The organism is Halobacteriovorax sp. ZH5_bin.2 (assembly GCF_043196375.1).
Taxonomy (GTDB): domain Bacteria; phylum Bdellovibrionota; class Bacteriovoracia; order Bacteriovoracales; family Bacteriovoracaceae; genus Halobacteriovorax_A.
This window is the reverse complement of record NZ_JBEBMJ010000003.1, coordinates 246,671-271,250: the sequence shown is the minus strand read 5'-3', so window position 1 is coordinate 271,250 and position 24,580 is coordinate 246,671. Positions and strand designations below refer to the sequence as shown.

Sequence of the window (24,580 nt, the reverse complement as noted above, 5' to 3'; positions counted from 1 at the left end):
AGTTTATACCCTCTTAAATCACTTTGAAACCCCCTTTTAAGGAGCAAATATGAAATTCACTTTGAATTTAAATTCTAAAGAAAGTTCAAGTGCTGATTGCTATGTAATCGGTGCTTACTCGACAATGACAAAAAAAGGTAAAAAAGAAGTTGCAACCGTAGCACTTACAGGTTGGCCAAAAGAGCTTAAGGCTACTTTTGAATCAATGAGCAGCTCAGAAGACTACACTGGTGCGAAAGGAACAACTTACTCTTTCAACCACTACGGAAGTGACGTTCTAGTTGTTGGTCTTGGTGATAAGACTAAAGTTACAACTGAAGATATTAGAAAAGAGCTAGCAAAAGCTTATAAAGCTGTTTCTAAGTACAAGAAAGTAGCTGTAGCTTTTGATACTTTCACTTACAAGTCAAAGAAAGAAGAGTCTCTAGCTGTTCTAGTTGAAGCTTTCGAAATGACTGCATATAAGTTTGATAAGTACCTTTCAGACTCAAAGCCAGCAAAGCTTAAAGAAGTAATCATCGATACTGCGGAAAAAGCAGCTAAAAAGAAAGACTTTGATAAAGCTATCAAAAACGCGCAAATCGTTGCAGAGTCTGTAAACGTTGCACGTGACTTCGTAAACGAGCCACCAAACGTTCTACGTTCAACTGAATACGCTAAGCGTGTTAAGAAAGACGTTGAAGGTATGGCCGGTGTTAAGTGTAAGATCATGGGTAGAAAAGAACTTAAGAAAGAAAAAATGGATCTTTTCCTATCTGTTAACGACGGTTCTGCATTTGATGCTCAACTAGTTCACCTAACTTACACTCCCTCAAAAGCAACTAAGAATACTAAGCACATCGCTTTCGTAGGAAAGGGACTTGTTTTTGATACTGGTGGATATTCACTGAAGCCAGGTGGGTCAATGATGAATATGAAGTTTGATATGGCCGGTTCTGCAACTGTATACGCTGCATTTAGAGCTGCTGCTAAAATGAAACTTCCTGTTAAGATCACTTGTATCCTAGGTATGACTGATAACGCTGTTAACTCTAAAGCAACAATGCCAGACTCAATTGTAAAAGCTAGAAATGGTAAAACAGTTGAAATTTTAAACACTGATGCTGAAGGACGTTTAGTTCTTGCAGACTGTCTAGACTATGCTTGTGATCAAAAACCAGATGCAATCATCGACGCTGCAACTCTTACAGGAGCATGTCTAATGGCACTTGGAACTGAAGTTTGTGGTCTTATGTCTAATGACAAGAAACTTGCTTCTAGCCTTCTTAAGGCTGCTGATTCAGCAGATGAGTATATGTGGGAACTTCCAATTATCCCTGAGTGGCAAAAAGATATGAAAGGTACTATTTCAGACCTTAAGAATATCGGTGGTTCACGTTGGGGTGGAACAGCTAAAGCTGCTGCATTCCTACAAGAATTCATTAAGAATGACATTGCTTGGGCACACCTTGATATCGCAGGTGTTGGTGACTCTCAATCTCACCTTCCATACTGTCCACCAAAAGGTGCTTCAGGAACTGTGATTAGATCTCTTGTCGAGTACTTAAAGCAAAACTAAGAAGTCATCCCAGTGAGTAGTAACGCAATTTTTAACATTGTTCTATATGCGCCAGATATTCCCGGAAACACCGGGAGTATTGGGCGTACTTGCATCGCTCTTGGCGCAAGACTAGTCCTTATTAAACCTTATGGTTTTGATCTTTCAGAGAAGGCCGTAAGACGAGCAGGCCTTGATTACTGGAAACACGTTGAAGTTGCCGAATACGAAAACTGGGAAGAATTTATTGAAAATGAAAGGCCACAAGAAGAAGATCTATTCTTCTACACAAAGACTGCTAAGGAAAACCACTTCTATGGACGTGGCTACTCGAAGGGGTGTTATTTAGTCTTTGGTTCCGAAACGAAAGGGCTACCAAAGCATATCTTTGATAGCTACCCTAATCGTTTATTTTGTCTTCCGATGTTTTCAGAACATGTGAGATCGTTGAATCTCTCAAATGTGGCCACGGCCGTGGCCTTCGAAGCCTTAAGAGTTATTCAATACTAGAATAGGTATCCCATCCCTAAAGTTACGCGATACTGATCAAGCTTAATATCTTGATTTGCAATCTCAAGACTTCCATCAGCTAAATAATCAAAAGCAAGAGTTATATCCATTCCAGCTTCACGATAACCAAAATCCACAGAAGTATAAACTTGCTCAGATGAAGAGTTGTTAATCTCAAGCTTTCTATATTCAATTCCTGGAGTTACATATAGGTATTTCGTATAAAGGACTTCAAGATCAAAGTTAAACTTCATTCTCTTATAGTCACCTGTCTCGTAACCATTGTCTCCCGACTCATACTCAAAATCAGTATCAAATTCTAAGTTACTATACTTTCTTGTTCCACCAATAAAGAATTCTTTACGAGTTCCGCGATTAAGCTCTTGGCTCTTCGTCTTAACACTTAAACCAGCTTCAGCAGAAAGAACCTCGTCTAAGTATCCACCAGCAAGAGTTAAGTCTGCGTAGTAACCATGTCTTTGTGAGTTTGGTTTTACATACTTATAGGCACCACCAAAACTTACGCGGTTAATATTAAACATTGTTGAAGCTTCAACTTCAAAAGTATTAATATTCTTATTTTGCATATCTCTTTCAATATTTCGATAACCGAAACCAAAAGATACTAAATCAACAGGTCTAAATCCCATTAGAAGAACGGCCTCTCTATTATGACCAACTTCTGTAATGATTGGTCTAGTCTGAGCGAAACCGACATTGTCGTTATAAGAAAACTCCGTCGAAAATAAGCGATTTCCAAAAGCACCATTGATATCAAAGTCAGAGCTATCTAGGGTATCAATATCTTGAATCTCAGCACTCCCACCTTCAAATTGAGTATTAAAAAATTGTCTACGATCATTTGACACGGCCATTGAAGAACTGTGTCTCGTTTTACCATCTTTAGAGATTACAGGCATAACTCGATTTGCAAATGCAGTTGATGATATTAGTAGTGATAGTGCAAAAATTTGTTTTTTCATATCCCCTCTCAAACATGTTTTATTTATTTTAGAGGATATAAAAAGGGAGGTCAAAGCCTCCCCGTCCACATATAAAATTTATAAATAAATCTTAGATTGAGCACCCAATATTTAGGGACCAACCAAGGCCATCATAATCGATATCATTCTCTTCTCCGACGAAGACATAGCTTACACCGATTGTTGCATCTAGTCTTTTTGTGCGATAACCGAAATCAGTTTTTAACCTAACGTCAGAAGTATCACTTGAAACACCTGGTGCGTTTTCTGCAGAATAATTAATTCCCGGAGTAATATAGAAGTTTGACCCTACTAAGAATTCAGCATCAAATTCAAAAGAAAGTGCATTAAAGTTATTTCCATCTGAGCTATTATCTTCATCTTTTAGGTAATTTCCGAATTCGTATGTGAAGCTACCATCTATTTCAATGCCGTTAACAACTTTTGTCATCCCACTAAAAAGAGTAAAACGCTTTCCTGTTGTTAAATCATCAGAGCCCTCTGTCATTAATTGAACACCTGCTTCAACACTATTCTTAGCATCTTGCTGGCCAAAGCCTGCACTTAGAATAAAGAATCCACCTTTTGTGGCAGAAGTTTTGTTTTCAACATATTCAATAGAGCCACCTAAAACCTTATCATTTACTTTAAGACTCCCTCCAGCAGCAATTACGCTTTCATCTGTTGAAATATCTAATTCAGACTTTGTGTAACCAAGCCCTAAGGTAAGATTCTTATTTACTTGGTATCCACCTAGAAATGAGAAATTAGTTGCATGGTTTTTTGCACCTTCCATATTATAAGTAGGAATATCCAAATTTAACTGGCCACTAAAGCCATTCGTCGAAAATCCACCCCAAACACCTGGAGAGCTTTGTTTGATTTCAACTGCTGGAGTCGCATCACTTTCCACACTTAAGTATTCATACTTGATAGCGGTAAAGTTTCTTTTTTCTTGAGAGACAGAAATAACCGAAGTGTTTAAGCTTTTACCATCACGAGAAATTTCAGGAAGAATAAAATTTGCAGATACACTAGCACTAATCAGTGAAAGAGTAATAAGTATTAAAAATGTAATCGATTTCAACTAAAGCTCCTAGGCGTATATGTTGTCATCGATTATACAACTGTAAAAGGGAGATGAAAATCTCCCTTTTACAAATAGGTATTAGATCATAATTAGTTTTTAAAATAAGTAAGCAACATTAATCTTCCATGCCATTTCATCATAGTCAGCATTTCCGACCTCACCCATTAAAGCATAATCAATACCGAAAGTAGCATCAATCATATTTGCTCGGTATCCGAAATCTGCAGATAGATCTAATTGATCGGTATCTGTTCCATTATTATCTGTAGTTGTGTACTCTAAACCTGGTGTAATATAAAACATTCCACCAACCATGAACTCAGCATCAATATTTAGATGTAACTCAGAAAAATCTCCACCAGCAACAGTAAAGTCACCAGTTGTATAATCGATATCTCCGTCAATTTCCATATCACCTATAATCATTGTCGTACCAGCAAATAACTTCGTTCTAGAAGGAGATGTTACTGCATCATCTTTCTCCTCTAAATCGAATTGAAGACCTGCTTCCCAAGACATTGCAGTTTCATTTGAGCCTACACCAAATATAATTCTACTGTGAGAACCATCAGCAGAACCAGTATCTTCATCAACAATGCTAAATGATGCACCAATTATAAAATTATTCATATTATATGATGCCGCTATTTCAATTGTAGAAACTTCATTATTAGGATCAGTGTCTATCATCTGATACCCAAGCCCTAGAGCGAATTCTTTATTTAATCTAAAGCCGGCCTTAATATCGTAAGTCGTAAAATCAGTGTCAGCTGCACCTGTATCAACATTACCAAAATCGAGATCGGCCTCAATAGAAAGCATTTTATTTGACCAGCCTCCAAATATATCAAAATTAGTCGTATCGATTTCGCCACCTGCATCAGGCTCAAACGTAGTAGAGTTATATTCTGCTGCTATAAAAGATCTCATCTGTTGTGTTACTGCAATTGTTGAATCATTTTTAGTTTTACCATCACGTGATATTTCAGGAACAATCGTGTTTGCAAATACTGCTGATGTTGTAAGCCCAACTAAAGTTGCCGCCATAAATGTTTTATTCATTTCTTCCTCCATTAAATTTGTATATGCAAATTTTCAACTAAGAAGAAAAAAATAAAAACTTAAATTAATTAAAAAAAAGAAACTTAGACGGCTGTGGATTCTATATTTACAACTAAGAGTTTCATTCAATAATGAGCTACTTAATTTTGCAAAGACTGTACCCGAAGGCTCCCTTCGTGGTCGCCTCTGGGTTGAATTGCGTCATCCGCTCCTGCGCTTTTTTGCAAAGTAATTCATTCAATAAATAGCAAGCGAGATTGCATGGCTTGTTACCCGACTCGTCCGTTCCTGGGACTCGCTGGGTTGAATTGCGTCATCCGCTCCTGCGTTTTTTTGCAAAGTAATTCATTCAATAAATAGTAAGCGAGATTGCATGGCTTGTTACCCGACTCGTCCGTTCCTGGGACTCGCTGGGTTGAATTGCGTCATCCGCTCCTGCGTTTTTTTGCAAAGTAATTCATTCAATAAATAGTAAGCGAGATTGCATGGCTTGTTACCCGACTCGTCCCTTCCTGGGACTCGCTGGGTTGAATTGCGTCATCCGCTCCTGCGGATGCACGCAAACAAAAAGGGAGGCATAAGCCTCCCTTCACGTATATTCTAAATTTTAAAATTAAAATTAGAAGTTGTAAGCTACATTAACTTTCCAAGCCATTGAATCAAAATCAACATTGTTTTCTTCGGCCATTACAGCATAGTCAATACCAAAAGTTGCATCGATCTTGTTAGCTCTGTAACCAAAGTCAGCAGATAGATCAAGTTGGTTAGTTTCTGAACCATCATTATCTTCGCTTGTGTAGTTAAGACCTGGAGTGATGTAGAACATTTTCCCTACTAGGAATTCAGCATCAAAGTTAAGCTCTAGGTTAGTGTAGTCACCACCAGCAGTTGCAGAAGCATCACCAGTTGTATAAGAAAGATCACCGTCTAATTCGATGTTGTTAACAACTTTAGTCATACCAGCAAATAGTTCAAATTTTGAACCTACATCTAGATCAGTATCTTCTTCCATTGTGTAAGTAAGACCTGCTTCCCAAGACATATTGTTAGCGTTTGAACCAACACCTACTGTAAGAGTGTTGTATGAACCGTCTGTACCAGCATTATCTTCTTCAGAGTTAATTGCAAAAGAAGCACCGATTACAAGGTCATTCATGTTGTATGAACCAGCGATTTCTAGTTTTGTTTGCTCATCATCATTAGCTGTATCTTGAGACATCATTGTGTATCCAAGACCTAGAGCAAAATCCTTGTTGATTCTATATGCAGCTTTAACACCATATGAATCATTATCAGTATCAGCAAACTCACCCATGTTGATATCTGCTTCAACAGAGATCATTTTGTTTGACCATGCACCATAAACATTCATGTTAGTTGTATCAACTTCTGATGAACCAGCAGCGTCAGACTCTGTTGTTTTTGAGTTATACTCACCAGCTACGAAAGTTCTCATTTCACCAGTAGTAGCGATTACTGAATCATTTTTAGTTTTTCCATCACGTGAAGTTTCTGGAACGATTGTGTTTGCAAATGCTGCAGAAGAAAGTACTGCCATTGCGATAATACCTGTCATTTTTTTCAAAACTTACTCCTTGTTTTGTTTTATTTAAACTAGCGTTCTAGTTCGATTTTAAAAATAATTTACTAAATTATACCCTTTTTGTTTTTGTGTGCAATTTTTTTTTACTTTTTTTTAAGAAAGGCCGTGATTATGCTTCCACGGCCTTCTGTATATAATCAAAAATTTTAAAGTTGATTAGAAGTTATACTTCATAGCAACTCTTGAATCAGTGTCTTCACCGTTTGAACCAGTGTAAACATCAATATCAACAGTTTTATAAGTAAGAGTAGCACCTAAGTTAACACGAGTTGTGTTTTCAAATGATGCTTCACCATCAATGAATGAACCATTATAGTTTTCAATTACAGCTCTAGCTAATTCGTTTGCAGCAGTTGCATATGTTGCTAAACCTTTAGAGTCGGCATTTGAGTAAATTGATTGTGAAACAGATCCTCTAAGAGTTAACCAATCATTAGCTTTTCTTTCAACACCAATAATAACTGGAAGATTCATTGTTTCAAGAGATGCTGTATTTGTGCTCGGGTCTTTAACTTCTACATCAATCATTTGAAATGCAGTTCTAATGAAAACCATTCCGCCATCAACTTTGTATTCTTTTCCAACTCCTAGGTCTAGACGAGAAAGGTCACCTTCACCTTCCTGTGCCTCTCTAACTTGATCCCATGAAAAAGTTTTGTATGAACCATAAAACTTTGTATCTTGATTAAGAGTGTAAGAACCACCAACTTGTACACCTAAAGTACCATCAAACTTATTACCATTTGCAGCTGCGTTTAAGTTTTCAGATTCTGATTTTAAAGAAATATTCGCATAAGCATCCCAGTTGTCTTTGTTAGCACCTATTCTAAGCGCCATTGCGCTATCTTCGTAAATTTCATTTTCAGAAGAAGCGTAAACAAAAGAAGCACCCCAATTTACACCTGCTTTACCACCAATAAAAAGATCTACTTGATTATCTGCTGTTGCTAAGTAACCAAAGTTATTTAGTAGAGCTGGAGTTTGGTTTGTTGCAAGAATTCTTAAAGAAGAAGAAATATTCGACTCATTTCCTAAATAAACACCATATGTGAAGTTCCCCATTTTCTTAAAGAATCCACCCATTGCTTTTGGATCACTATCAGCGTCTAGAGATGCATATCCCGCACCGACACCTTGCTCACCATATTCAAGTACAACCATGTCACCAAAGTTGTTTACAAATGATGCGTTAGTAAAGATGTAACGATCATCCATTGTGTAGTAGTTGTCTTCAACTTCATCACCAAGAGCAAGAAGTCTTGCTTTTGTTGCGTAAGCGCTTGTACTTAAAAGTGCTAGCGTAGCTGCTCCTAAAAATACCTTTTTCATATTCCTCTCCTTGAGTGAGTAAAATCCTTGAGTTTAATTATTAAACTCTTCTAAAAAATGTTAGTTCTTAAATTTTCAAAGGAGATGGGATGAATGTCAACACCCCGAAATTGCTGAAGAATTCGTAATTCCGGGGTTTGTATAAGTATTTTTTATTTTATCTTTGCTTGGACGGCCATGCCACGTGCAAGGAATTTTGACGACATCCAGGAATCTACGAATGTAGTATTTTTTGTCGCCGCCTGCTTCAAAGGAGCGTTGAAACTAAAGAATATTAGATGATCTTCATTTAGAGTTCCATCTGCAATTGAAGAATCGTCAATATCTGGACAATAAGAATAATCTCTTAAAACCACGCGCTCCTTTGACTTATTCTCATCAAAAGCGTCAAAATTCTTAGCTAGGTTTTTCTTCAAAAGATTGATTTTTTTAGAAATATCTTCTTCCGTGCTCTCTTCTTTATCGACAAAAGTAACGAATTTGGCCGTTTGAGCATAACCCTCACTCTCTGAATCACAAATTTCACCAATAAAATGTCCCCAATCGTGAGTAAAAGAAAGAGGAAAGAAGTAAGTCTGTTCTTGATCTTCTTCCTTAGTAATTTTCTCTTCAAGATCTAAGTGAACATATAAAGAACACGGCGTAGTCGTGCTTTCACAGAATTCGATAAACTCACTAGAAAGCGTTTTCTTATCTTTGAAAAGCTCTAAAAATTTTGATGGAGACTCTCCCCAGTATAGGTTTTCACATTCAATAATTAACCCATTTGTTAGGCATACTTTCCAGAAGGCCTGATCAATAAGCTCTTCAGGAGTTGTACGGAAAATTTCTTTGATTCTAAGGCCATAACTATTCTCTTTGATTCTTTCAAGAAGCCCTTCTTTATTAAGAGATGGAAGAATTTCAGATGGTGACAATTGAATATGATTATCAATATAACTCTCTTCTCCCCAAAGTAGTGGCATTGGCTTTGTACGTGAGCCAAAGGCATGAAACTTTGAGTCTTTATAAAAACAAGAGCTACTAATTTGAGCTTCTTCAACGAGCCCTAGTTCTTTGAAGATTGAGATATTTTCTTCACCGCGAATTAATGATGGCCCCATAAGTTTGAAATTATCTTCAGTAATTTCTTCCTCTGATAGAAGCTTCACACTTGTCGCATCTAAGTTATTTAAATGGTCAAATAAGTCGATAGCAAAGATATCATTTCCAACAATTAAGTTTTTAATAAATGTCTTCTCTTCTTGTTTAACTTCGACTTTTTTAAGCTTTAGAATATCGCTATAGGCCATGGTACCAAATTCCTTGTGTTGTGTTTGGCAATACAATAGCTTATTTTTTTTGGAATTTAAATAGCGAAACCACGCATTAAAGCGTGGTTTCAGGTATTTTCACTATTTTTTTCTTACATTTTTTTAGATTATTTAATGACGAGTCTGTCACCTGCTCTAATTTGTCTCTTCTTAATGATCTTTAAGTTAGAAACGATTAGGGTATCAAGGCTAACTCCAGTCTTTCGTGATACTGACCATAAAGAGTCACCACGTTGAACTGTATAGTACTTTGTTGGATTACTAATTTTCTTTCCACGTTGTTTAGCTAGGCGAATACGATTGCGATACTTTCTCTTTCTCACAACTGACTTACGTGGCTTATCGTAAAGATCAGCATACATATTATCTTTCTTACTCTGACCGATTCTAAAAGGCAGTGTCACATATGACCCACGCTTCACTCTAGAACGATGTGATTTGTAATCATTGTTTAGCCAAGTAAGAACTTCTTTATCTTTAATTTTAAACTTTCTTGCAACATCATCAAGACGAGTTCTCTTTCCTCTTACGCGGTACTTCTGAAAAACATCCTGACTTGCAACGTAGTTCTTCTGTGTACAACAAGCGGCCCACTGCTCTCTTTTTCCAACTGGAACTCTTAGTGTATAAGTCTTATGAGTTGGCGGTGTAAACCATCTTTGAATCTCTGGGTTTAGATAGTGTAGATCATCAAATTCAACATTTAGATCTTTTGCGATTTCAAATAAATCCGCTCCACCAGGAACAGAAATCTCTTGAAAGTCTAAAGGCTCATGCCAATCGATTTCTTCAAAACCAAATGACTTAAGGTTCTTTCCGATAATCGCAAGGGCCATAATTTTTGGAACATAGTTTTTTGTTTCTGGCTTAAGATAGCGGCCCTTTCTAATTTTCCAAAAGTTCTTTGTGCGGTAGCGGCGAATTGCACGTGACATCTTCCCTTCACCAGCATTATATGAAGCAGCAGCAAGTTCCCAAGAACCAAATTGGTTAAATAACTTTCTTAAATATTTCGATGCTGCATATGAAGATTTAATTGGGTCACGTCTTTCGTCAACGTACCAATTAACTTCAAGTCCATAACGACGTCCTGTGTATGGCATGAACTGCCAAGGGCCAACTGCTTTTGCCCATGACTTTGCCTTCGTTTGAAAACCTGACTCTGCCATTGCTAAGAAAATTAAATCCTGTGGAAGTCCGTTGTCTTTTAATACTTTTGAAAGAATTGGCGCATACCTTCCAGCTCTCGCAGAATATCTTTCAAAGAAGCCACGGCCACGAGTTGTAAAATACTTAATCCATTTCTTAACAGCAGCATTGTAAACAACAGGGATGTCAAAATAATTATTTTCAAGATTTAAGTGCTCAGCTCCATATAGGAAGTAAGTCTTAAGTTCGTGAGATGTCGGATGTTCGATCTTTGCAGACCCAACAATTTGATCACTTGAAAACTCTGCACCGTGCTTAGCACTTCGTGCAATGATCTTTTCTTCTGAAAACTCCGCATCAGCTTCGATTTCAGCATCTGTCTCAACTATTTCAGAAATGTCCTTCGGGCTCGGGACATCTTTCTCAACAGAGATACATGAAAAGAGCAGTTGGGAGGCTATCAGTAAAATTAATCCATTAATTCTCATCGATCATCCTTAACTATATATGTGTATTCAGCGTTCATAAATATAAGAGAACCCTAAATTTAGGGTTCTCATATTTTTTCAAATTGTAGTGTCTGAGTCAACGAGGAAAAGATTTTTTCGGTTAAGTTACGTACTAAAATCAATACTTTGTATTGTTTATTCTTTATTTTTCAGCATTGAGTCAACAACAACTGTTCCCATGGCATCACCAAATACGTTAACAGCAGTTCTGAACATGTCCAAAATTCTATCAACGGCCAGGATAAGACCGATCCCCTCAATTGGAAGACCAACAGCCGAAAGAACAATCGACATTGTAATGAGTCCAGCTCCAGGAATCGCTGCAGCACCAATGGCCGCTAGAGAAGCTGTCATAAAAATAATAATTTGTTGTGTAAGACCTAAGTCATAGCCATAAGCTTGTGCAATAAAGATGGCCGCGACTGATTCGTATAAGGCCGTCCCATCCATATTAACAGTTGCACCAAGAGGTAGAACAAACTTAGCAGTGTCCTTATCAACTCCAAGGTTCTCTTCAACATTCATCATCGTAATCGGTAGAGTTGCCGCTGAAGAAGCCGTTGAGAATGCCGTAATAATAGCTGGTCCAATACCCTTAATAATTTCAAGGGGAGATGTCTTACTACGAATACTACCTACCATAAGAAGGAAGATACCATGACAAATAAGACCTAGAATTACAGTAACCATATATTTTGAAAGTGAAACAATTGCGCCAAATCCAGATTTAGCAAGAACACCTGTCATTAGGACGAAGATCCCATAAGGAGCTAAGCTCATCACACCCATCGTTAGCTTATTTGAAAGTGATTCAAGTGAACCGACAACTTTTACAAATGGCTCACTATCTTTTGGAATAAATAATGCTGTCATCCCCATTAGAATTGAGAAGACAATTACTTGAAGGATATTTCCATCGGCCATTGAACCAAATGGGTTAGTAGGAATAGCACCTAGAAGAACTTCTTTAATTGAAGCAAATAGTGATGCCCAACCACCAGAGCTACTTGCAACCTTAGACTGCATCGCTTCTGATAAACCTTGTACGCCAGCGGCCCCAAGATCAGCACCAACACCAGGATTGATTAGGTTTACAAAAATGATACCAAATAAAACCGCAATACATGTTGTCACAAAATAGTATGCTACGGCCCTTACACCCATTCTTCCTAAAGATTCAGGAGTACCTAAATGATACATGGCCATAAAGATTGAAGAGAAAACAAGAGGAATGATTACCATTTTTAAAAGGGAGATAAAGGCATCTCCGATAGGAGAAATAAATTTTACGTATTCACCCTTTCCAAAATAATGTAACAGAAGACCCAAAATTAATCCGAGCACCATTGCAATACCAATTTTCTGCGCTTCCTTCTTTGCTGCTGGTTGCATTAAATTCCCCTTTTAACTATAAAAATTCAAATCGTTTAAAATAACGTATGGTTGAAAAAAATCTTAACAAAATTCTAACATGTTCATTTATTCTCTTATCATTTTGCATATTTATCAATCCGGCAAAAGCTAAGGTAGAAGAACCAAATTACGATTTTACCTTCGATAAATTTAAGCCTTTTCATCCTGGACAAAAACTGTCAGATATAAAAAAAGAATACAAAGCAATTAGGCTTATTAATGATAAAAAACCAGTGGCAACATATGAAATTCAAATTCGCCACCAAAGTTATTTCTTTCCAGTTTTTATTCATGTTCGAGATGAAATCGTTTTAGATTTCTACGCAAGACTTCCTAATTATTTTCTTCACAATACTTTTCACCAGTCACTGATCAATCGCTATGGAAAGCAGGATAAGTTTATCAATAATGACGGCACATCGGTCTATATCTGGAACGACGAAGCCGGACTTGCCATAACATATTCAGGAGCATGTACAATTACATGCTTCCCGATATTTATTCATATGATAAAAAAAGATGATGTGAAAAATAAGGATTCTTTTCTCATTAAACTTTTAAAAAATTAACTCAACTCTTTTGCAATATCATTTACCGCAAACTTATAGCTCATAATATTCTTGGCAAGAGTGGCCACAGCTTGTCTTGTTGCCATTGGCATCCCATTGGCACCAAAATAGGCCGAATGAATTGCTAGAAATGCTTGTGCATCTTCAAATCTCATTCTTACTGGCCCCAACTTATGAAGGGCATCTTGCTTGATGAATATTTCAGATTTTCTTAGCTTATGAACTTCACTCATCGTAAATATATTCTGGTTGCGATAATCAATATAGATCACCTCACCTTTTACTTCGGCCATGCGACCTAAGATGATTCCTTGCTTTGTTTTACGGCCCCACAGGCCAATAATTCCCATTGGCGCCAGTGCCCAAGTTAGGAAACGATTAATCACCACACGGCTCTCAAATTCTCTTTCTGTGTGACCTAGCTCGGGAAATGTTCCCATAAGCCACTCATTTGACGCTAGAGATAGAACAATCATCGCCATATTCTTATAGCGGTAGACATTGTAGCCTGGCTTTTGAACGATAGATTCTTTCCCATACTTATCGTTATCAAAATTTGATCTGATTTGAGCAGCAACCATCGGTGTTGCCTCATCAATTGTCATGACCTTGGCCAATTGGTTTGACGCTAAATTTTGTTGGGCCAACTCACTTTCTTTTTCACCTAATTCGGTAAAATTCATGATTTGCAAAAATCCTGCGATCTCAGGATCGAACTCCGCGACGCGCAGTCTAATATAAACAGGCAATGCCTGCTCCTTAGCATATTGATAATATGTGTATTTTTCAGTACTTACAGATTGCATTAGTGCCTCCATTCAACTTAATTTTTCGGTATTTTCTCCGACAAAATAAGCTCGGAAGCATTTCGGCTTAGCGCTAGGCAAAAAATCCTCAAATAAAGGAGTGTAATTGCGTCTTAGTCCTTGACAACAGGCCCAATTATTAATAAAAATCCTAGTTTCATAAAGTTAATTTCAGTCCGAGGGAAAAAAGAGTTCGCGATATAATATAGCAACCCCCAAAGGCTGCCTTTCATTAGGAGAAAGTATGTACGGAGTAGTAGAGATCTCAGGTCACCAGTACAGAGTAGAAGCTGGTATGACTATTGATGTTCAGAAATTAGATCAAGAAGCTGGTTCAACAGTAGAATTCGATAAGGTTCTATTTGTTGGTGGTGAAAGCGCAAAAGTTGGTGCTCCAACTGTTGCAGGTGCTAAGGTTGTTGCTGAAGTAGTAAGACATGATCGTTCAAGAAAAGTTATCGTTTCTAAAAGAAAGCCAGGTAAGTACATCAAGAAGAACGGACACAGACAACACTTTACAACTTTAAAAATCAAAGAAGTTAAAGCTTAATTAATTATCAATTTTAGGAGTTAGATATGGCACACAAAAAAGCCGGTGGTTCAACAAGTAACGGTCGTGATTCAAACCCAAATATGTATGGTGTTAAGAAGTTTGGTGGTGAAGTAGTTGTTCCAGGAAACATCATTGTAAGACAAGCGGGATCTAAGTTCCACGCTGGTAAAAACGTAAAAGTTGGAAAAGACTTTACTCTATTCGCTACGAAAGAAGGTAAAGTACAATTTGGTTTCTATAACAAGAAGAAGCAAATCGTTTCTGTTGTTGAAGCTTAATTAAAATTACCATTTTACGCTATTAATTAGTTGTAAATATTAAAGGGAGCCTATACATAGTGCTCCCTTTTTTTATATAAGACCTTATTATGAAATTTATCGATGAAGTTAAAATTACAGTAATTTCCGGAAACGGAGGAAACGGATGCGTAAGCTTTCGCCGCGAAAAGTATATCCCATTTGGTGGACCAGATGGTGGTGACGGTGGTGATGGTGGGAGCATCTACTTTGAAGCCGACGAAGGAATGAACACTCTAGTTAACTTCAGAGGGAAAAAGCACTACCGTGCCGAACACGGACAACAAGGTGGTGGCCGTCAAATGTGTGGAGCATTTGGCGATGACCTCACAATTAAGGTTCCTATTGGAACGATTGTTCGTAATGCAGAAACAAATCAAGTTATCGCGGATCTAACTGATCACGGTATGAGGTTGATGGTTGCCCAAGGTGGACGTGGTGGCCTTGGAAATATCCACTTCAAAACTGCAACGAATCAAGCACCACGAAAAGCAACTGCTGGAAAAGAAGGTATTGAGCTTGAAGTAGAACTTGAACTTCGTCTACTTGCTGATATCGCATTAGTAGGACTACCAAATGCTGGTAAGTCGACTCTGATCTCTTCAATCTCTGCGGCAAGGCCAAAGATTGCAGACTATCCTTTTACAACTCTTGAGCCAAATCTTGGTGTTGTTACACTTGGTGAAGATGACTCATTTGTTGTTGCCGATATTCCAGGGCTAATTGAAGATGCTTCTGAGGGTAAAGGACTTGGAATTAAATTCCTTAAACATATTGAAAGAACAAAATCTCTTGTTCACTTAGTTGATGTTTCTTGGTGTCTTGATGAATACGAGGCATTTGAGCAATACGTAATTATTCGCCAAGAACTTGGTCGCTATAGTGAAGATCTTTTAAATAAGAAAGAGCTAATTTGTTTAACAAAAATTGATGCTATGACAGATGAAGAAATTAAGAAGTTTCAAGACTTCTTTGAAGCACAAGTTGATAGAAAGTGTCTTCCGATCTCTTCAGTATCTGGACTTAATATAGACTTACTTAAATCTTTAATGCTTAAAACGATAAAGGACTAACCAATGTCACAAAATGAATTTATCACAAAAAACGTAGATGAAATTGCAGATAATTCAAAACTAAAATTCCCTCTAAATATCGCAATGGCCAGTGCTTGGATTCTTGGAAACTTTAAAGGTATCAACCTTAAAGTTCTTGATATGAGAAAAACGACTGCTCTTGCTGATTACTTCATACTTGCTTCTGCAACAAACTCTTCAATGGCAAATGCTATGTCTGATGAGATTGCAAAACAAATGAAGAGAAAAGGACAAACAGTCATCTCTAAAGAAGGTCTACACCAACAGACAGACTGGATTCTAATTGACCTTGGTGACATTATTGTTCATATCTTTGATGAGTCAGCTCGTGAAGCTTACGACATTGATAACCTATGGTCAGTACCAACAGTTGAAATTCCAAATGAGTACTACTACTCTTCTGATGATGCAGAAACTTCTGCAGACTCAGACAAAGGTTACTTCTAGTAATCTATGAAAGACAATCACGTTATTGTCATTGGGAAGTTAAAAGATAAGCATCTTATCGCGCTTGAAAATGAATACTTAAAGCGTATTAACTTCCCAAAACTTCATATCCACGAATGTAAAGGTCATCAAGAAAATATCGATCTTGAACTCAAAGAACTTCTAAATAAAGTCGAATCCATTAAAGCTAAGTTTGGAAACCAACATATCGTTGCCATGACTGAGCATGGAAAAACTTGTGATAGTGAAAAACTGAGTAAGTTTATCTATGACGTTATTGAAACTCAGCAAAAAGGTGTTTGCTTCTTAATTGGTGGAGCGGCCGGCTTTCCAAAAGAATTTCTAAAGACAGTTGATTATCAACTCTCCCTATCTCCAATGACATTTCCACATAAAATTGCACGACTTGTTCTTATCGAACAAATTTACCGTGCACAGACGATCAAACAAGATCACCCTTATCATAAGAACTAAAAGAATTAATTTGAAACGCCAATGGCCTTTTTAATACGTCTTAAATTTTCTTGAGCAATTGGACGAACCTTTGCGGCACCTTCAGCTAGTATCTTATCAATTTGAGATTTATCTGCCATAAGTGCATCATATTTTTCACGAGCTTCTTTCATCTCACGATTTACAATTTCAAAAAGTTCAAGCTTTGCATGGCCCCATCCAATTCCTTCTCGGTAGCGCTTTGCTAAAGCATCTTGCTCTTCTTTTGTGGCAAAGAATTTATAGATATCAAAGATTAGAGAATCATCAGGGTTCTTTGGAGCCTCTGGTGGAGTTGAGTCTGTCGTGATTTTATTAATCATCTTCTTTAATTTCTTCTCAGGAACAAAACAAGGAATATGATTATTATACGACTTACTCATTTTTCGGCCATCAAGACCTGGAAGTAACTTCACTTCTTCCTTACTAACAATAGCTTCAGGTAGAGTTAGAAGATCACCATATTTATGATTAAAGCTTGAAGCGATATCACGAGCAATCTCAATATGCTGAAGTTGATCCTCACCAACTGGAACATAGTTCGCATTCATAAAGAGAATATCTGCGGCCATAAGTACTGGATAAGAAAATAGGCCCATATTAATACCAAAGTCCTCATCACGATTCTCTTCAGCATTCTTATCTTTCTTAGCTTTATAAGCATGTGCGCGATTCATTAAACCCTTAGAAGCAAAACAAGAAATAATCCAGTTAAGTTCGGTGATCTCAGGAACATCACTTTGCTTGTAAAGAACTGCTTTTTCAGGGTCAAGCCCTGCCGCCAACCAAGTTGCGGCAACTTCGTAAATATCACTGCGAAGAGTTTCACCATCATGAACAGTAATTAGTGAGTGATAGTCTGCAATGAAAAAATAGCCTTCCATTTCAGAGTTCTTAACATTATCAATAGCTGGTTTGATCGCGCCAATATAGTTTCCTAAATGTGGCATTCCTGTCGGTTTAACACCTGTAAGACAAATTTTCTTTTTACTTGAGTCACTCATTCTAAAAGCCTAATTATAAAAGTTCACAGTCTTTTATAGCTAATATTTACACAAAAAAAAAGGGCCCACTTAAGGCCCTTTTCTAACAAAATATCTATTCTCTTAATTATCGTATTTTACTACTGAAGAAGATTCCATAAGCTCTGTTAATAGCTCAATTGAAAACTCCAATGCTTGATCACCATATGGAATTGATGAATTGCCTTGGCAAAATTTTGACTGTTTAACTAGTGAAGCACAAATTCTCATAACTTCAGCAGTCCCATCAAAAAAATCTGCTTCATCTTCAGTCGTCACAATATGTGCCATTAGCATATTAATTGTCTTAATCGCGCGAAGTTGTGCAGGCGTAAGCTCTGAAGTGTCGATATCAATCGTTAACTTACTATGATTTTGCATTTCCATCTTCTAAACTCCAAAAATTTTATTTTTTTAACATCCCTCATACAGAGTTCATATCGGAGCGTCTTCTAGAAATTTTAGTAATTTATGTCTGACAAATTTAATTTGACATAAGACCTTTCTGATAATATATTGATTTTACTTTGTCGCGGGGTGGAGCAGTTGGTAGCTCGTCGGGCTCATAACCCGAAGGTCGTTGGTTCGAATCCAGCCCCCGCAACCAATTTCTTAAATAAAAAAACCCAGTCATTTACCACACTTACCGTCATTAAAACTAAATAAAAATTCGTCATAACCGACAAACTTTTATATATAAATATTTAGTTATTATGAAAGATCGACTTAATACAATTCTCATTCACTTTACCAATGTCATGGCAATGGTCTCACTGGTCAGCTATGCTTTTAGGCATCATCATTTTATTAATGATTCAGTTTTGTATTATTTTGTTTTACCGATCTCTACTCTCTATCTGGCCTTCTATTATTTTGACTATAAAGGGCAACATCTCCTTAGAAACCTATCAAGTCTCTTTCCATCTTTTGCAATTACACTAGTTCTCATTACTTCTTTTGGAGGAATTCATGCACCGGGAGTTTTTTGGATAGCAGGTTTTCCGATCTTCTTTGCAATATTTTTTAGAAAGAAGGGTATGATCATTGGTATCTTACTCATGCTTGCTATCTACGCTGTTTTCTACACATTTGAAGCACAGATACTTTCGATGACAGTAAGAGTTCCACACGAGCTATATATGGCCGAGAAGAGAATGAATATTATTCACTTCTCAATAGTTATTACCCTCTTCTTTCTCTACTACACTTGGCTAGAGCAAAGTACGCGAGATGAAATTGAAAATTCAAAGGAGCAGCTCGATACCCTTTTACACGTCGTACTCCACGACCTTTCAAATCCTATAACAATACTAAAACTTAAAATTGAAAGTTTAAAAAGACGTTTTCATATAAAGGAAGTAGAAACAAGGCAGATAAAAAAAGCTTTCACAAAAATCGAAGAAATTATTCAAAATGTTAGAAGCTTTCAATTAAGCTCCGAGGGCCTTCAAGAAGATAGAAAATTAATCAGCTCTTCTGAAGTGAGAACTTATTTAAGTGAGCAATTTAAAGAAATGAATAAGAAGCATCTAAAATTAGTTTTTAACGACTTAGGTGGATTTTACATAAAGTTTTCACCATCTATCCTAAAAGACCATATCTTAAGTAACCTCCTTTCAAATGCAGTTAAGTTTAGTCATATTGAAGGAGTCATTGAAGTTACATTTAAGGCCCAAGATGATGCGGCCATCTTAAGTTTTCGCGATGAAGGGGTTGGCATACCTGAGGATATTATCGATAAAATCTTTGATTTTGATAAGAAGACATCGCGACTAGGTACAATAGGAGAAATTGGTACAGGTTATGGGTTACCAATTGTTCGCTACTTCACTGAGTTATCAGGGGCCAAAATATCTGTCCTCTCACCTACAAGTGCTGGGAAAGGCACGGAATTTACTCTTAGTTTTCCATTAAAAAAACCATAAATAAATTTCACTTTGCTAGTATAAGAATTCATTTTGAACTAATGTGGCCCAAATGAAATTAAATTTTAAACGCGAATTCCTTATTCAGCGCTACCTGATTATTTTCACACTGATTATGGTTTCGATAACAGTTTGTTATTACTACGTAGCATACCCACAGGTTCTCTTTCACAAAATCCCAAAAGAGTTCTTTTACACGTATACAACAAGTCAGGTCTTACTTTTCGTCGTTTCATGCTTCTTAGGTAAGCATAGACTGGCCAGGGCCATCTGCGTTCTTCCTTCAGTCTTTATCATGATCATCATTGTATTTACTTTTGGAGGAGTTAAGTCACCAGGAATTCTCTGGATTACAGGAACACCAATTTTCTTTGGGGTCTTTTATAAACGTTCAGGTCTTCTCTTTGGCGTACTTGTTATGATCTCAACATTTGCATCTTTTTTTATGCTCGATCTTACTATTAGCTCTCTCTCTTATCCTCTAACTACTAAGCAGTACTACACGCTTTTGAAATTTAATATTGTCCAATTTTCAGTTCTTACAACGATTTACTTCTTCTTCTACGTTTGGTTAGAATCGAACTCACGACTTAAATTAGCGCTTTCTAATAAGCAACTTGATACATTACTACATGTTGTCTTGCATGATCTTTCAAATCCTATAACAATTTTGAAGCTTAAGATTTCAAGCTTACTTAGAAAAAGTGTTATTGATGATTCTTCGTATTTACAAATTAATAACTCACTAAAAAAAGTACAAGAGATTATTTCTAATGTTAGAAGCTTTCAGTTGGACTCTGAAAGTCTTCTTACAGAAAAAAGTATGATTCATCCGCAATTAATTAAGGATTATTCTGAACAACACTTCAAGCTTTTAAATGATAAGAATCTTAAACTCCACTTTGATATTCATACAAGTAATGGTTTCTTTTGCGAACAGAAGATTTTCTTCGATCATATACTAAGTAACTTAATTTCAAACGCCATTAAGTTTAGTTATGATGGACAAGACATTCTCATTAAACTTTATGATGATGCTGGCCGTGTCTATATCGACATTATAGATAAAGGAATAGGAATACCTAAAGACATCATTGAGGGCCTCTTTCATTTTGAAAGAAAGACAAGTCGCCTTGGAACCAAAGGCGAAATAGGTACGGGTTACGGACTTCCTATCGTTAAGTACTTCACCGACTTTTCAAATGGTAAAATCAAAGTCAGCTCAGACGTCAATATCGGAACCAGAGTGTCACTCTCATTTCAAGTTGCAAAGAATTAATGGATACTCTCATTTGGCAGCATTAGTAATTCGCTCCAAAAGCTTAAATGCTCTTTGGCCTTAGCATTCAAGCTAAAAGACTCTTGGCATATACTCTTGTAGCACTCAACCCACCCCTCACGTATTTTCTCAGCAATATCCACAGGTATAATATTGGCATCGAGGTAGGCCTTGTCTAAGTGTTTTAGCGAAGAGAAGTAAAAGACATCGTTTACACGCGAGCGTTGTTCTCGCGTGTAGTGAATGGCCACAACCACCTTCTGTGCAAATGAAACTCTAGGATCATAATCTCTCATAATTTACTCCAAATCTCTCAAGATTATTTCGGAGCAAAGTTAATAAATACTTAATTATGAACAGGTTATGCAGAAAATTTGTTGAATCGGTGAACAACACCATCAAAACGATCTTTGATCACTTTTAGGCGTAATTCATTCTTTTGTGGAAAACGGCCAATGCCCTTACCTAGTAAGTTAATTTCGGCCTGAACGAAGCGTTTCTTTAAGCTTGTTTTTCTAACTCCCTTAAGTTTGCCAAGGTAGTTAATATTTGATGAGGTCATATCACTCATCTTAAGGATAATGGATTTTTCAACAAGCTCTCTTTTCTCTTCGATTTCAGCAGCATCTAGATGATTCTCAATAATATCAAGTTGCATTGTTAAACGACGAAGCTCACGAGAAAGAGCATCTGTTGGTAAATTAGTTTTAATCACGTCTACACTCCATAAATTTAAGACAGATTCTTTATACACCAGAATTTGTTGCTAACGACTATGGAGTGAAATTAAGTATAGGGATGTTAGGAAATTAGACACAGGCTCTTTGAACCTGTGCCTATTATAAGAACGATTACATTTTTTCAATAAATTCAAGCACTTGAGATCCTGAGTTTACATCAGGAGCTCCACCTTGAGCAAAGTTAGGACGTCCACCACCACGGCCAGATACTGGCTCGAGAATCTTTTTAAGGAGGTCACCTGCCTTAACGTCTGAGTTAGACCATACAAATGACTTCATTCCCTTATCATCTTTAGAAAGAAGACACACAATTTGTACCTCTCCCTTATTAATTAAGTTATCACCTAATTCTTTTACGGCCTTAGCATCTGCTTCAAGAGTTGCAGCTAGCATTTTAAAGCCTTCATAGTCACGTTTAACTTCTTTCGTGAAGTTAGTTGAGCCACCTTTTGCGGCCTTCTCACTCGCTTCTTTAATCTTCTTTTTCATCTCTGCGCGAAGATCTTTAATACGAGCTGGAACATCTGAAGGTTTTGCACTTAACTCTTTTGCAGCAGCATTTAAAAGGGCCGATCTTTCTTGCATAACTCTTACAGCAGCAGTTCCTGTTACGGCCTCGATACGACGAATTCCTTTTGCAACAGAAGTCTCTGTTGTAATAACGAATAGTCCAATATCTCCAGTACGGCCAACGTGAGTTCCTCCACAAAGCTCAACACTATCTTTACCAAAAGCGATAACACGAACGTCGCTATCATACTTTTCACCAAATAGTGCCATTGCTCCACTATCAATTGCTTCTTCATAAGAGCAAAGTTTAGTCGTACGTGAGTCGTTTTGCATAATCCACTTATTAACAAGTGCTTCAACTTTAGCGAGCTCATCCGCAGACACAGCTTGTGGGTTTTGGAAGTCAAAACGTAAGCGCTCAGCAGTAACCATTGAACCTTTTTGGATTGCATGCTTTCCAATAACTTCGTGAAGAGCAGCATGTAGTAAGTGTGTTGCAGAGTGATTTCTCATCGATGCCTTTCTATTTTCACCATCAACGATTAATTCTATTTTTTCACCAGTTTCAATTTCTCCAGAAATAATCTTAGCGATATGAACATGTGTATTCTTCACTTTCATTGTATCGATAACCTGAAGTTCACCAGTAGAAGTTCTAGCTGTACCAATATCACCGGCCTGCCCACCAGACTCTCCATAGAATGGAGTCTCTTTTGTTGCAAAGTAAACTTCATCTTCTGTACGGTAGATCTTTAGAATTTCACTATCTATTTCTAGTGAGTCGTAACCAGTAAACTCAGTATCGGCAACTTCAATAAACTCAAGTTCAATTCTTTCTTGGTCAGCACCAACTGAACTTTTACGAGAGATTACACGAGAAGCTTTTCTGTGAGCTTCATAGCACTCATTATATTCGATTTCCGCAAACTCAATATTCTTAGAAGTAAGCTCAGCTTTAATTACTTCTAAAGGAAGACCATGAGTTGTTACGAGTTCAAAGGCAACATGCCCAGGAAATAACTCTTTTGATTTTGAGTTTGTTGATAGCTCTTCTTCGATTTTCTTAAGTCCATTTTCAACGATTGGAACAAATTCATTAATCTCTTGTTCCATATTGTAGATAATTGCTTCACGAGCAGACTTAAGTTGAGGATAAAAGTCCCCAAGCATTTCAATTGTTTTTTGAATATGATTTTTAAAGTTTGGCTTAACACCTCTTGAAATACATGCAGCTACACATTTACGAATAAGACGACGAGGAATATATCCTTGTCCCTCATTTCCTGGCATTACACCTTCGGCAAGAATCATAATACTTGCACGCATATGATCAGAGATCATACGTTCTGTTTGAACATCAGTATTTTTTCCAAGAAGTTCTTTTGAAAGCTTCATTAGTGGTGCCAGAAGATCTGTTTCATAAACAGAGTCACAGCCATTCATCACCATTGCAAGTCTTTCAAGACCAGAACCAGTATCAACAGACTTAAGTGGAAGCGGCTCAAATGTTGCATCCTTCTTCTTATTAAGCTCCATGAATACACCAGCATTCCAGATTTCGATATAGCGACTTACATCATCAAAGTGTCCACCTGGTTTGTATTCCGGACCATACTCTGCACCAGTATCATAAAATACTTCAGTACATGGCCCACATGGCCCATGATCACCTGCAGGTCCCCAGAAATTATCTTCACCAAGAACAACAATATGGTCCTCAGGAACACCACACTTCTTCCATGCTTCAATTGATTCAGTATCTGGCTTGATTCCTAAGTCTTCATTTCCACCGTAAACTGTAAAATAAAGTCTTTTCGGGTCAAAATTTAACTCGTGAACAAGAAGATCATAAGCAAGCTTACATGCTCTTTCCTTGTAATAATCACCGATTGACCAAGAACCAAGCATTTCAAAAATTGTTAAGTGGTGGCGATCACCAACATCATCAATATCTTTTGTACGAATACACGGTTGGTAATTTGCTAACCTTGGAGACGGAGGAGTCTCCTTCCCAAGAAAGTAATTCTTTAATGGGGCCATCCCAGAGTTGATAAAAAGTAGCGTCGGATCGTTTTGAGGAACGATTGAAGATGCACTAATTTTTAAGTGATCCATCTTTTCAAAGTAATCTAGGAATCTCTCTCTAATCTCGCGAGATGATAATGGCTGCATATTTTCTTCCTTATAATTCAAAGCACAACTAAGTGCATCATATCTATTGTGTATAAGTCTTCAAAATATACTATAAAATCGTTGTTCCGACTACTTCTAGCGTTAAAAAATATGAGCTGAATTAGAATAAAAATGGTTATCAATACAGTTTAAAAAGCATATATTTAGAGGCATAAA

At 37.1% G+C, this 24,580-nt stretch carries 24 protein-coding genes and 1 tRNA gene; 11 read left to right on the top strand and 14 right to left on the bottom strand.

What is annotated here, in order from left to right:
* The first annotated feature begins 49 nt into the window (after positions 1–49).
* Both ABMA76_RS09770 and ABMA76_RS09765 read left to right on the top strand, forming a co-directional pair.
* A complete protein-coding gene (locus ABMA76_RS09770; protein WP_392910098.1) occupies positions 50–1,558 on the top strand; it encodes a leucyl aminopeptidase in 1,509 nt (502 codons plus the stop codon).
* Between the two features lie 12 nt (positions 1,559–1,570).
* Complete coding sequence (locus tag ABMA76_RS09765) at positions 1,571–2,047, top strand: tRNA (cytidine(34)-2'-O)-methyltransferase (protein WP_393061477.1); 477 nt, start codon at positions 1,571–1,573, stop codon at positions 2,045–2,047.
* Here the strand turns inward: ABMA76_RS09765 and ABMA76_RS09760 are convergent.
* The 8 genes from ABMA76_RS09760 to ABMA76_RS09725 all read right to left on the bottom strand — a co-directional run bounded on the left by ABMA76_RS09760 (position 2,044) and on the right by ABMA76_RS09725 (position 12,477).
* Entirely contained in the window at positions 2,044–3,030 is a 987-nt protein-coding gene (locus ABMA76_RS09760) for a hypothetical protein (protein ID WP_392910094.1), read from the bottom strand. The two genes, ABMA76_RS09765 and ABMA76_RS09760, sit on opposite strands and share 4 nt — an antisense overlap.
* 91 nt (positions 3,031–3,121) lie before the next feature.
* Positions 3,122–4,117, bottom strand: a complete 996-nt coding sequence (locus ABMA76_RS09755) for a hypothetical protein (protein WP_392910092.1) — start codon at positions 4,115–4,117, stop codon at positions 3,122–3,124.
* Positions 4,118–4,216: 99 nt separating this feature from the next.
* The gene (locus tag ABMA76_RS09750) at positions 4,217–5,182 is read right to left on the bottom strand and encodes a porin (protein ID WP_392910090.1); all 966 of its coding nucleotides are present in this window, start codon (positions 5,180–5,182) and stop codon (positions 4,217–4,219) included.
* Between the two features lie 619 nt (positions 5,183–5,801).
* Positions 5,802–6,758, bottom strand: coding sequence for a porin (locus tag ABMA76_RS09745; RefSeq protein WP_392910191.1), 957 nt, complete (start codon positions 6,756–6,758; stop codon positions 5,802–5,804).
* Positions 6,759–6,941: 183 nt separating this feature from the next.
* Positions 6,942–8,114 carry a hypothetical protein gene (locus ABMA76_RS09740; protein WP_392910088.1) on the bottom strand — a complete coding sequence of 391 codons (1,173 nt, stop codon included), beginning with the start codon at positions 8,112–8,114 and terminating at the stop codon, positions 6,942–6,944.
* A 152-nt stretch (positions 8,115–8,266) separates the two neighbouring features.
* Positions 8,267–9,406 carry a hypothetical protein gene (locus tag ABMA76_RS09735; RefSeq protein WP_393061475.1) on the bottom strand — a complete coding sequence of 380 codons (1,140 nt, stop codon included), beginning with the start codon at positions 9,404–9,406 and terminating at the stop codon, positions 8,267–8,269.
* A gap of 128 nt (positions 9,407–9,534) precedes the next feature.
* The gene (locus ABMA76_RS09730) at positions 9,535–11,064 is read right to left on the bottom strand and encodes a transglycosylase SLT domain-containing protein (RefSeq protein ID WP_392910084.1); all 1,530 of its coding nucleotides are present in this window, start codon (positions 11,062–11,064) and stop codon (positions 9,535–9,537) included.
* 156 nt (positions 11,065–11,220) lie between these two features.
* A complete protein-coding gene (locus tag ABMA76_RS09725) occupies positions 11,221–12,477 on the bottom strand; it encodes a dicarboxylate/amino acid:cation symporter (protein WP_392910082.1) in 1,257 nt (418 codons plus the stop codon).
* Between the two features lie 47 nt (positions 12,478–12,524).
* Here ABMA76_RS09725 and ABMA76_RS09720 point away from each other — a divergent pair, with 47 nt between their 5' ends.
* Positions 12,525–13,067 carry a hypothetical protein gene (locus ABMA76_RS09720; protein WP_393061473.1) on the top strand — a complete coding sequence of 181 codons (543 nt, stop codon included), beginning with the start codon at positions 12,525–12,527 and terminating at the stop codon, positions 13,065–13,067.
* On the opposite strand, the gene ABMA76_RS09715 is transcribed toward ABMA76_RS09720, so the two are convergent.
* The gene (locus ABMA76_RS09715) at positions 13,064–13,873 is read right to left on the bottom strand and encodes a hypothetical protein (protein WP_392910078.1); all 810 of its coding nucleotides are present in this window, start codon (positions 13,871–13,873) and stop codon (positions 13,064–13,066) included. The two genes, ABMA76_RS09720 and ABMA76_RS09715, sit on opposite strands and share 4 nt — an antisense overlap.
* Positions 13,874–14,117: 244 nt before the next feature.
* On the opposite strand from ABMA76_RS09715, the gene rplU reads away from it, so the two are divergent.
* From rplU to ABMA76_RS09690, 5 genes are all read left to right on the top strand, one after another.
* Positions 14,118–14,423, top strand: coding sequence for a 50S ribosomal protein L21 (gene rplU, locus ABMA76_RS09710; RefSeq protein WP_021266313.1), 306 nt, complete (start codon positions 14,118–14,120; stop codon positions 14,421–14,423).
* A gap of 26 nt (positions 14,424–14,449) precedes the next feature.
* Positions 14,450–14,704, top strand: a complete 255-nt coding sequence (rpmA, locus tag ABMA76_RS09705; protein ID WP_392910076.1) for a 50S ribosomal protein L27 — start codon at positions 14,450–14,452, stop codon at positions 14,702–14,704.
* Positions 14,705–14,793: 89 nt separating this feature from the next.
* Positions 14,794–15,795 carry a GTPase ObgE gene (gene obgE / locus ABMA76_RS09700; protein ID WP_392910074.1) on the top strand — a complete coding sequence of 334 codons (1,002 nt, stop codon included), beginning with the start codon at positions 14,794–14,796 and terminating at the stop codon, positions 15,793–15,795.
* A 3-nt stretch (positions 15,796–15,798) separates the two neighbouring features.
* On the top strand, positions 15,799–16,263 hold the full coding sequence (gene rsfS, locus ABMA76_RS09695) for a ribosome silencing factor (RefSeq protein WP_393061471.1): 465 nt from the start codon (positions 15,799–15,801) through the stop codon (positions 16,261–16,263).
* 6 nt (positions 16,264–16,269) lie between these two features.
* Entirely contained in the window at positions 16,270–16,737 is a 468-nt protein-coding gene (locus tag ABMA76_RS09690; RefSeq protein ID WP_393061469.1) for a 23S rRNA (pseudouridine(1915)-N(3))-methyltransferase RlmH, read from the top strand.
* A gap of 5 nt (positions 16,738–16,742) precedes the next feature.
* Here the strand turns inward: ABMA76_RS09690 and ABMA76_RS09685 are convergent, their stop codons facing one another.
* Both ABMA76_RS09685 and ABMA76_RS09680 read right to left on the bottom strand, forming a co-directional pair.
* The gene (locus ABMA76_RS09685) at positions 16,743–17,759 is read right to left on the bottom strand and encodes a tryptophan--tRNA ligase (RefSeq protein WP_392910068.1); all 1,017 of its coding nucleotides are present in this window, start codon (positions 17,757–17,759) and stop codon (positions 16,743–16,745) included.
* A gap of 102 nt (positions 17,760–17,861) precedes the next feature.
* A complete protein-coding gene (locus tag ABMA76_RS09680; RefSeq protein WP_392910066.1) occupies positions 17,862–18,158 on the bottom strand; it encodes a hypothetical protein in 297 nt (98 codons plus the stop codon).
* Between the two features lie 150 nt (positions 18,159–18,308).
* On the opposite strand from ABMA76_RS09680, the gene ABMA76_RS09675 reads away from it, so the two are divergent.
* From ABMA76_RS09675 to ABMA76_RS09665, 3 genes are all read left to right on the top strand, one after another.
* Positions 18,309–18,384: transfer RNA gene (locus tag ABMA76_RS09675), tRNA-Met, on the top strand.
* A 106-nt stretch (positions 18,385–18,490) separates the two neighbouring features.
* Positions 18,491–19,702: a sensor histidine kinase gene (locus ABMA76_RS09670; protein ID WP_393061467.1), complete on the top strand. Its 1,212-nt coding sequence runs from the start codon at positions 18,491–18,493 to the stop codon at positions 19,700–19,702.
* Between the two features lie 52 nt (positions 19,703–19,754).
* The gene (locus ABMA76_RS09665) at positions 19,755–20,981 is read left to right on the top strand and encodes a sensor histidine kinase (protein WP_393061465.1); all 1,227 of its coding nucleotides are present in this window, start codon (positions 19,755–19,757) and stop codon (positions 20,979–20,981) included.
* Here ABMA76_RS09665 and ABMA76_RS09660 read toward each other — a convergent pair.
* The 3 genes from ABMA76_RS09660 to alaS form a co-directional block, all read right to left on the bottom strand.
* Positions 20,978–21,277, bottom strand: coding sequence for a hypothetical protein (locus ABMA76_RS09660; protein ID WP_392910060.1), 300 nt, complete (start codon positions 21,275–21,277; stop codon positions 20,978–20,980). The two genes, ABMA76_RS09665 and ABMA76_RS09660, sit on opposite strands and share 4 nt — an antisense overlap.
* A gap of 65 nt (positions 21,278–21,342) precedes the next feature.
* On the bottom strand, positions 21,343–21,696 hold the full coding sequence (locus ABMA76_RS09655; protein ID WP_392910058.1) for a hypothetical protein: 354 nt from the start codon (positions 21,694–21,696) through the stop codon (positions 21,343–21,345).
* Positions 21,697–21,832: 136 nt separating this feature from the next.
* Positions 21,833–24,403: an alanine--tRNA ligase gene (alaS, locus tag ABMA76_RS09650; RefSeq protein WP_392910056.1), complete on the bottom strand. Its 2,571-nt coding sequence runs from the start codon at positions 24,401–24,403 to the stop codon at positions 21,833–21,835.
* Positions 24,404–24,580 lie beyond the last annotated feature (177 nt).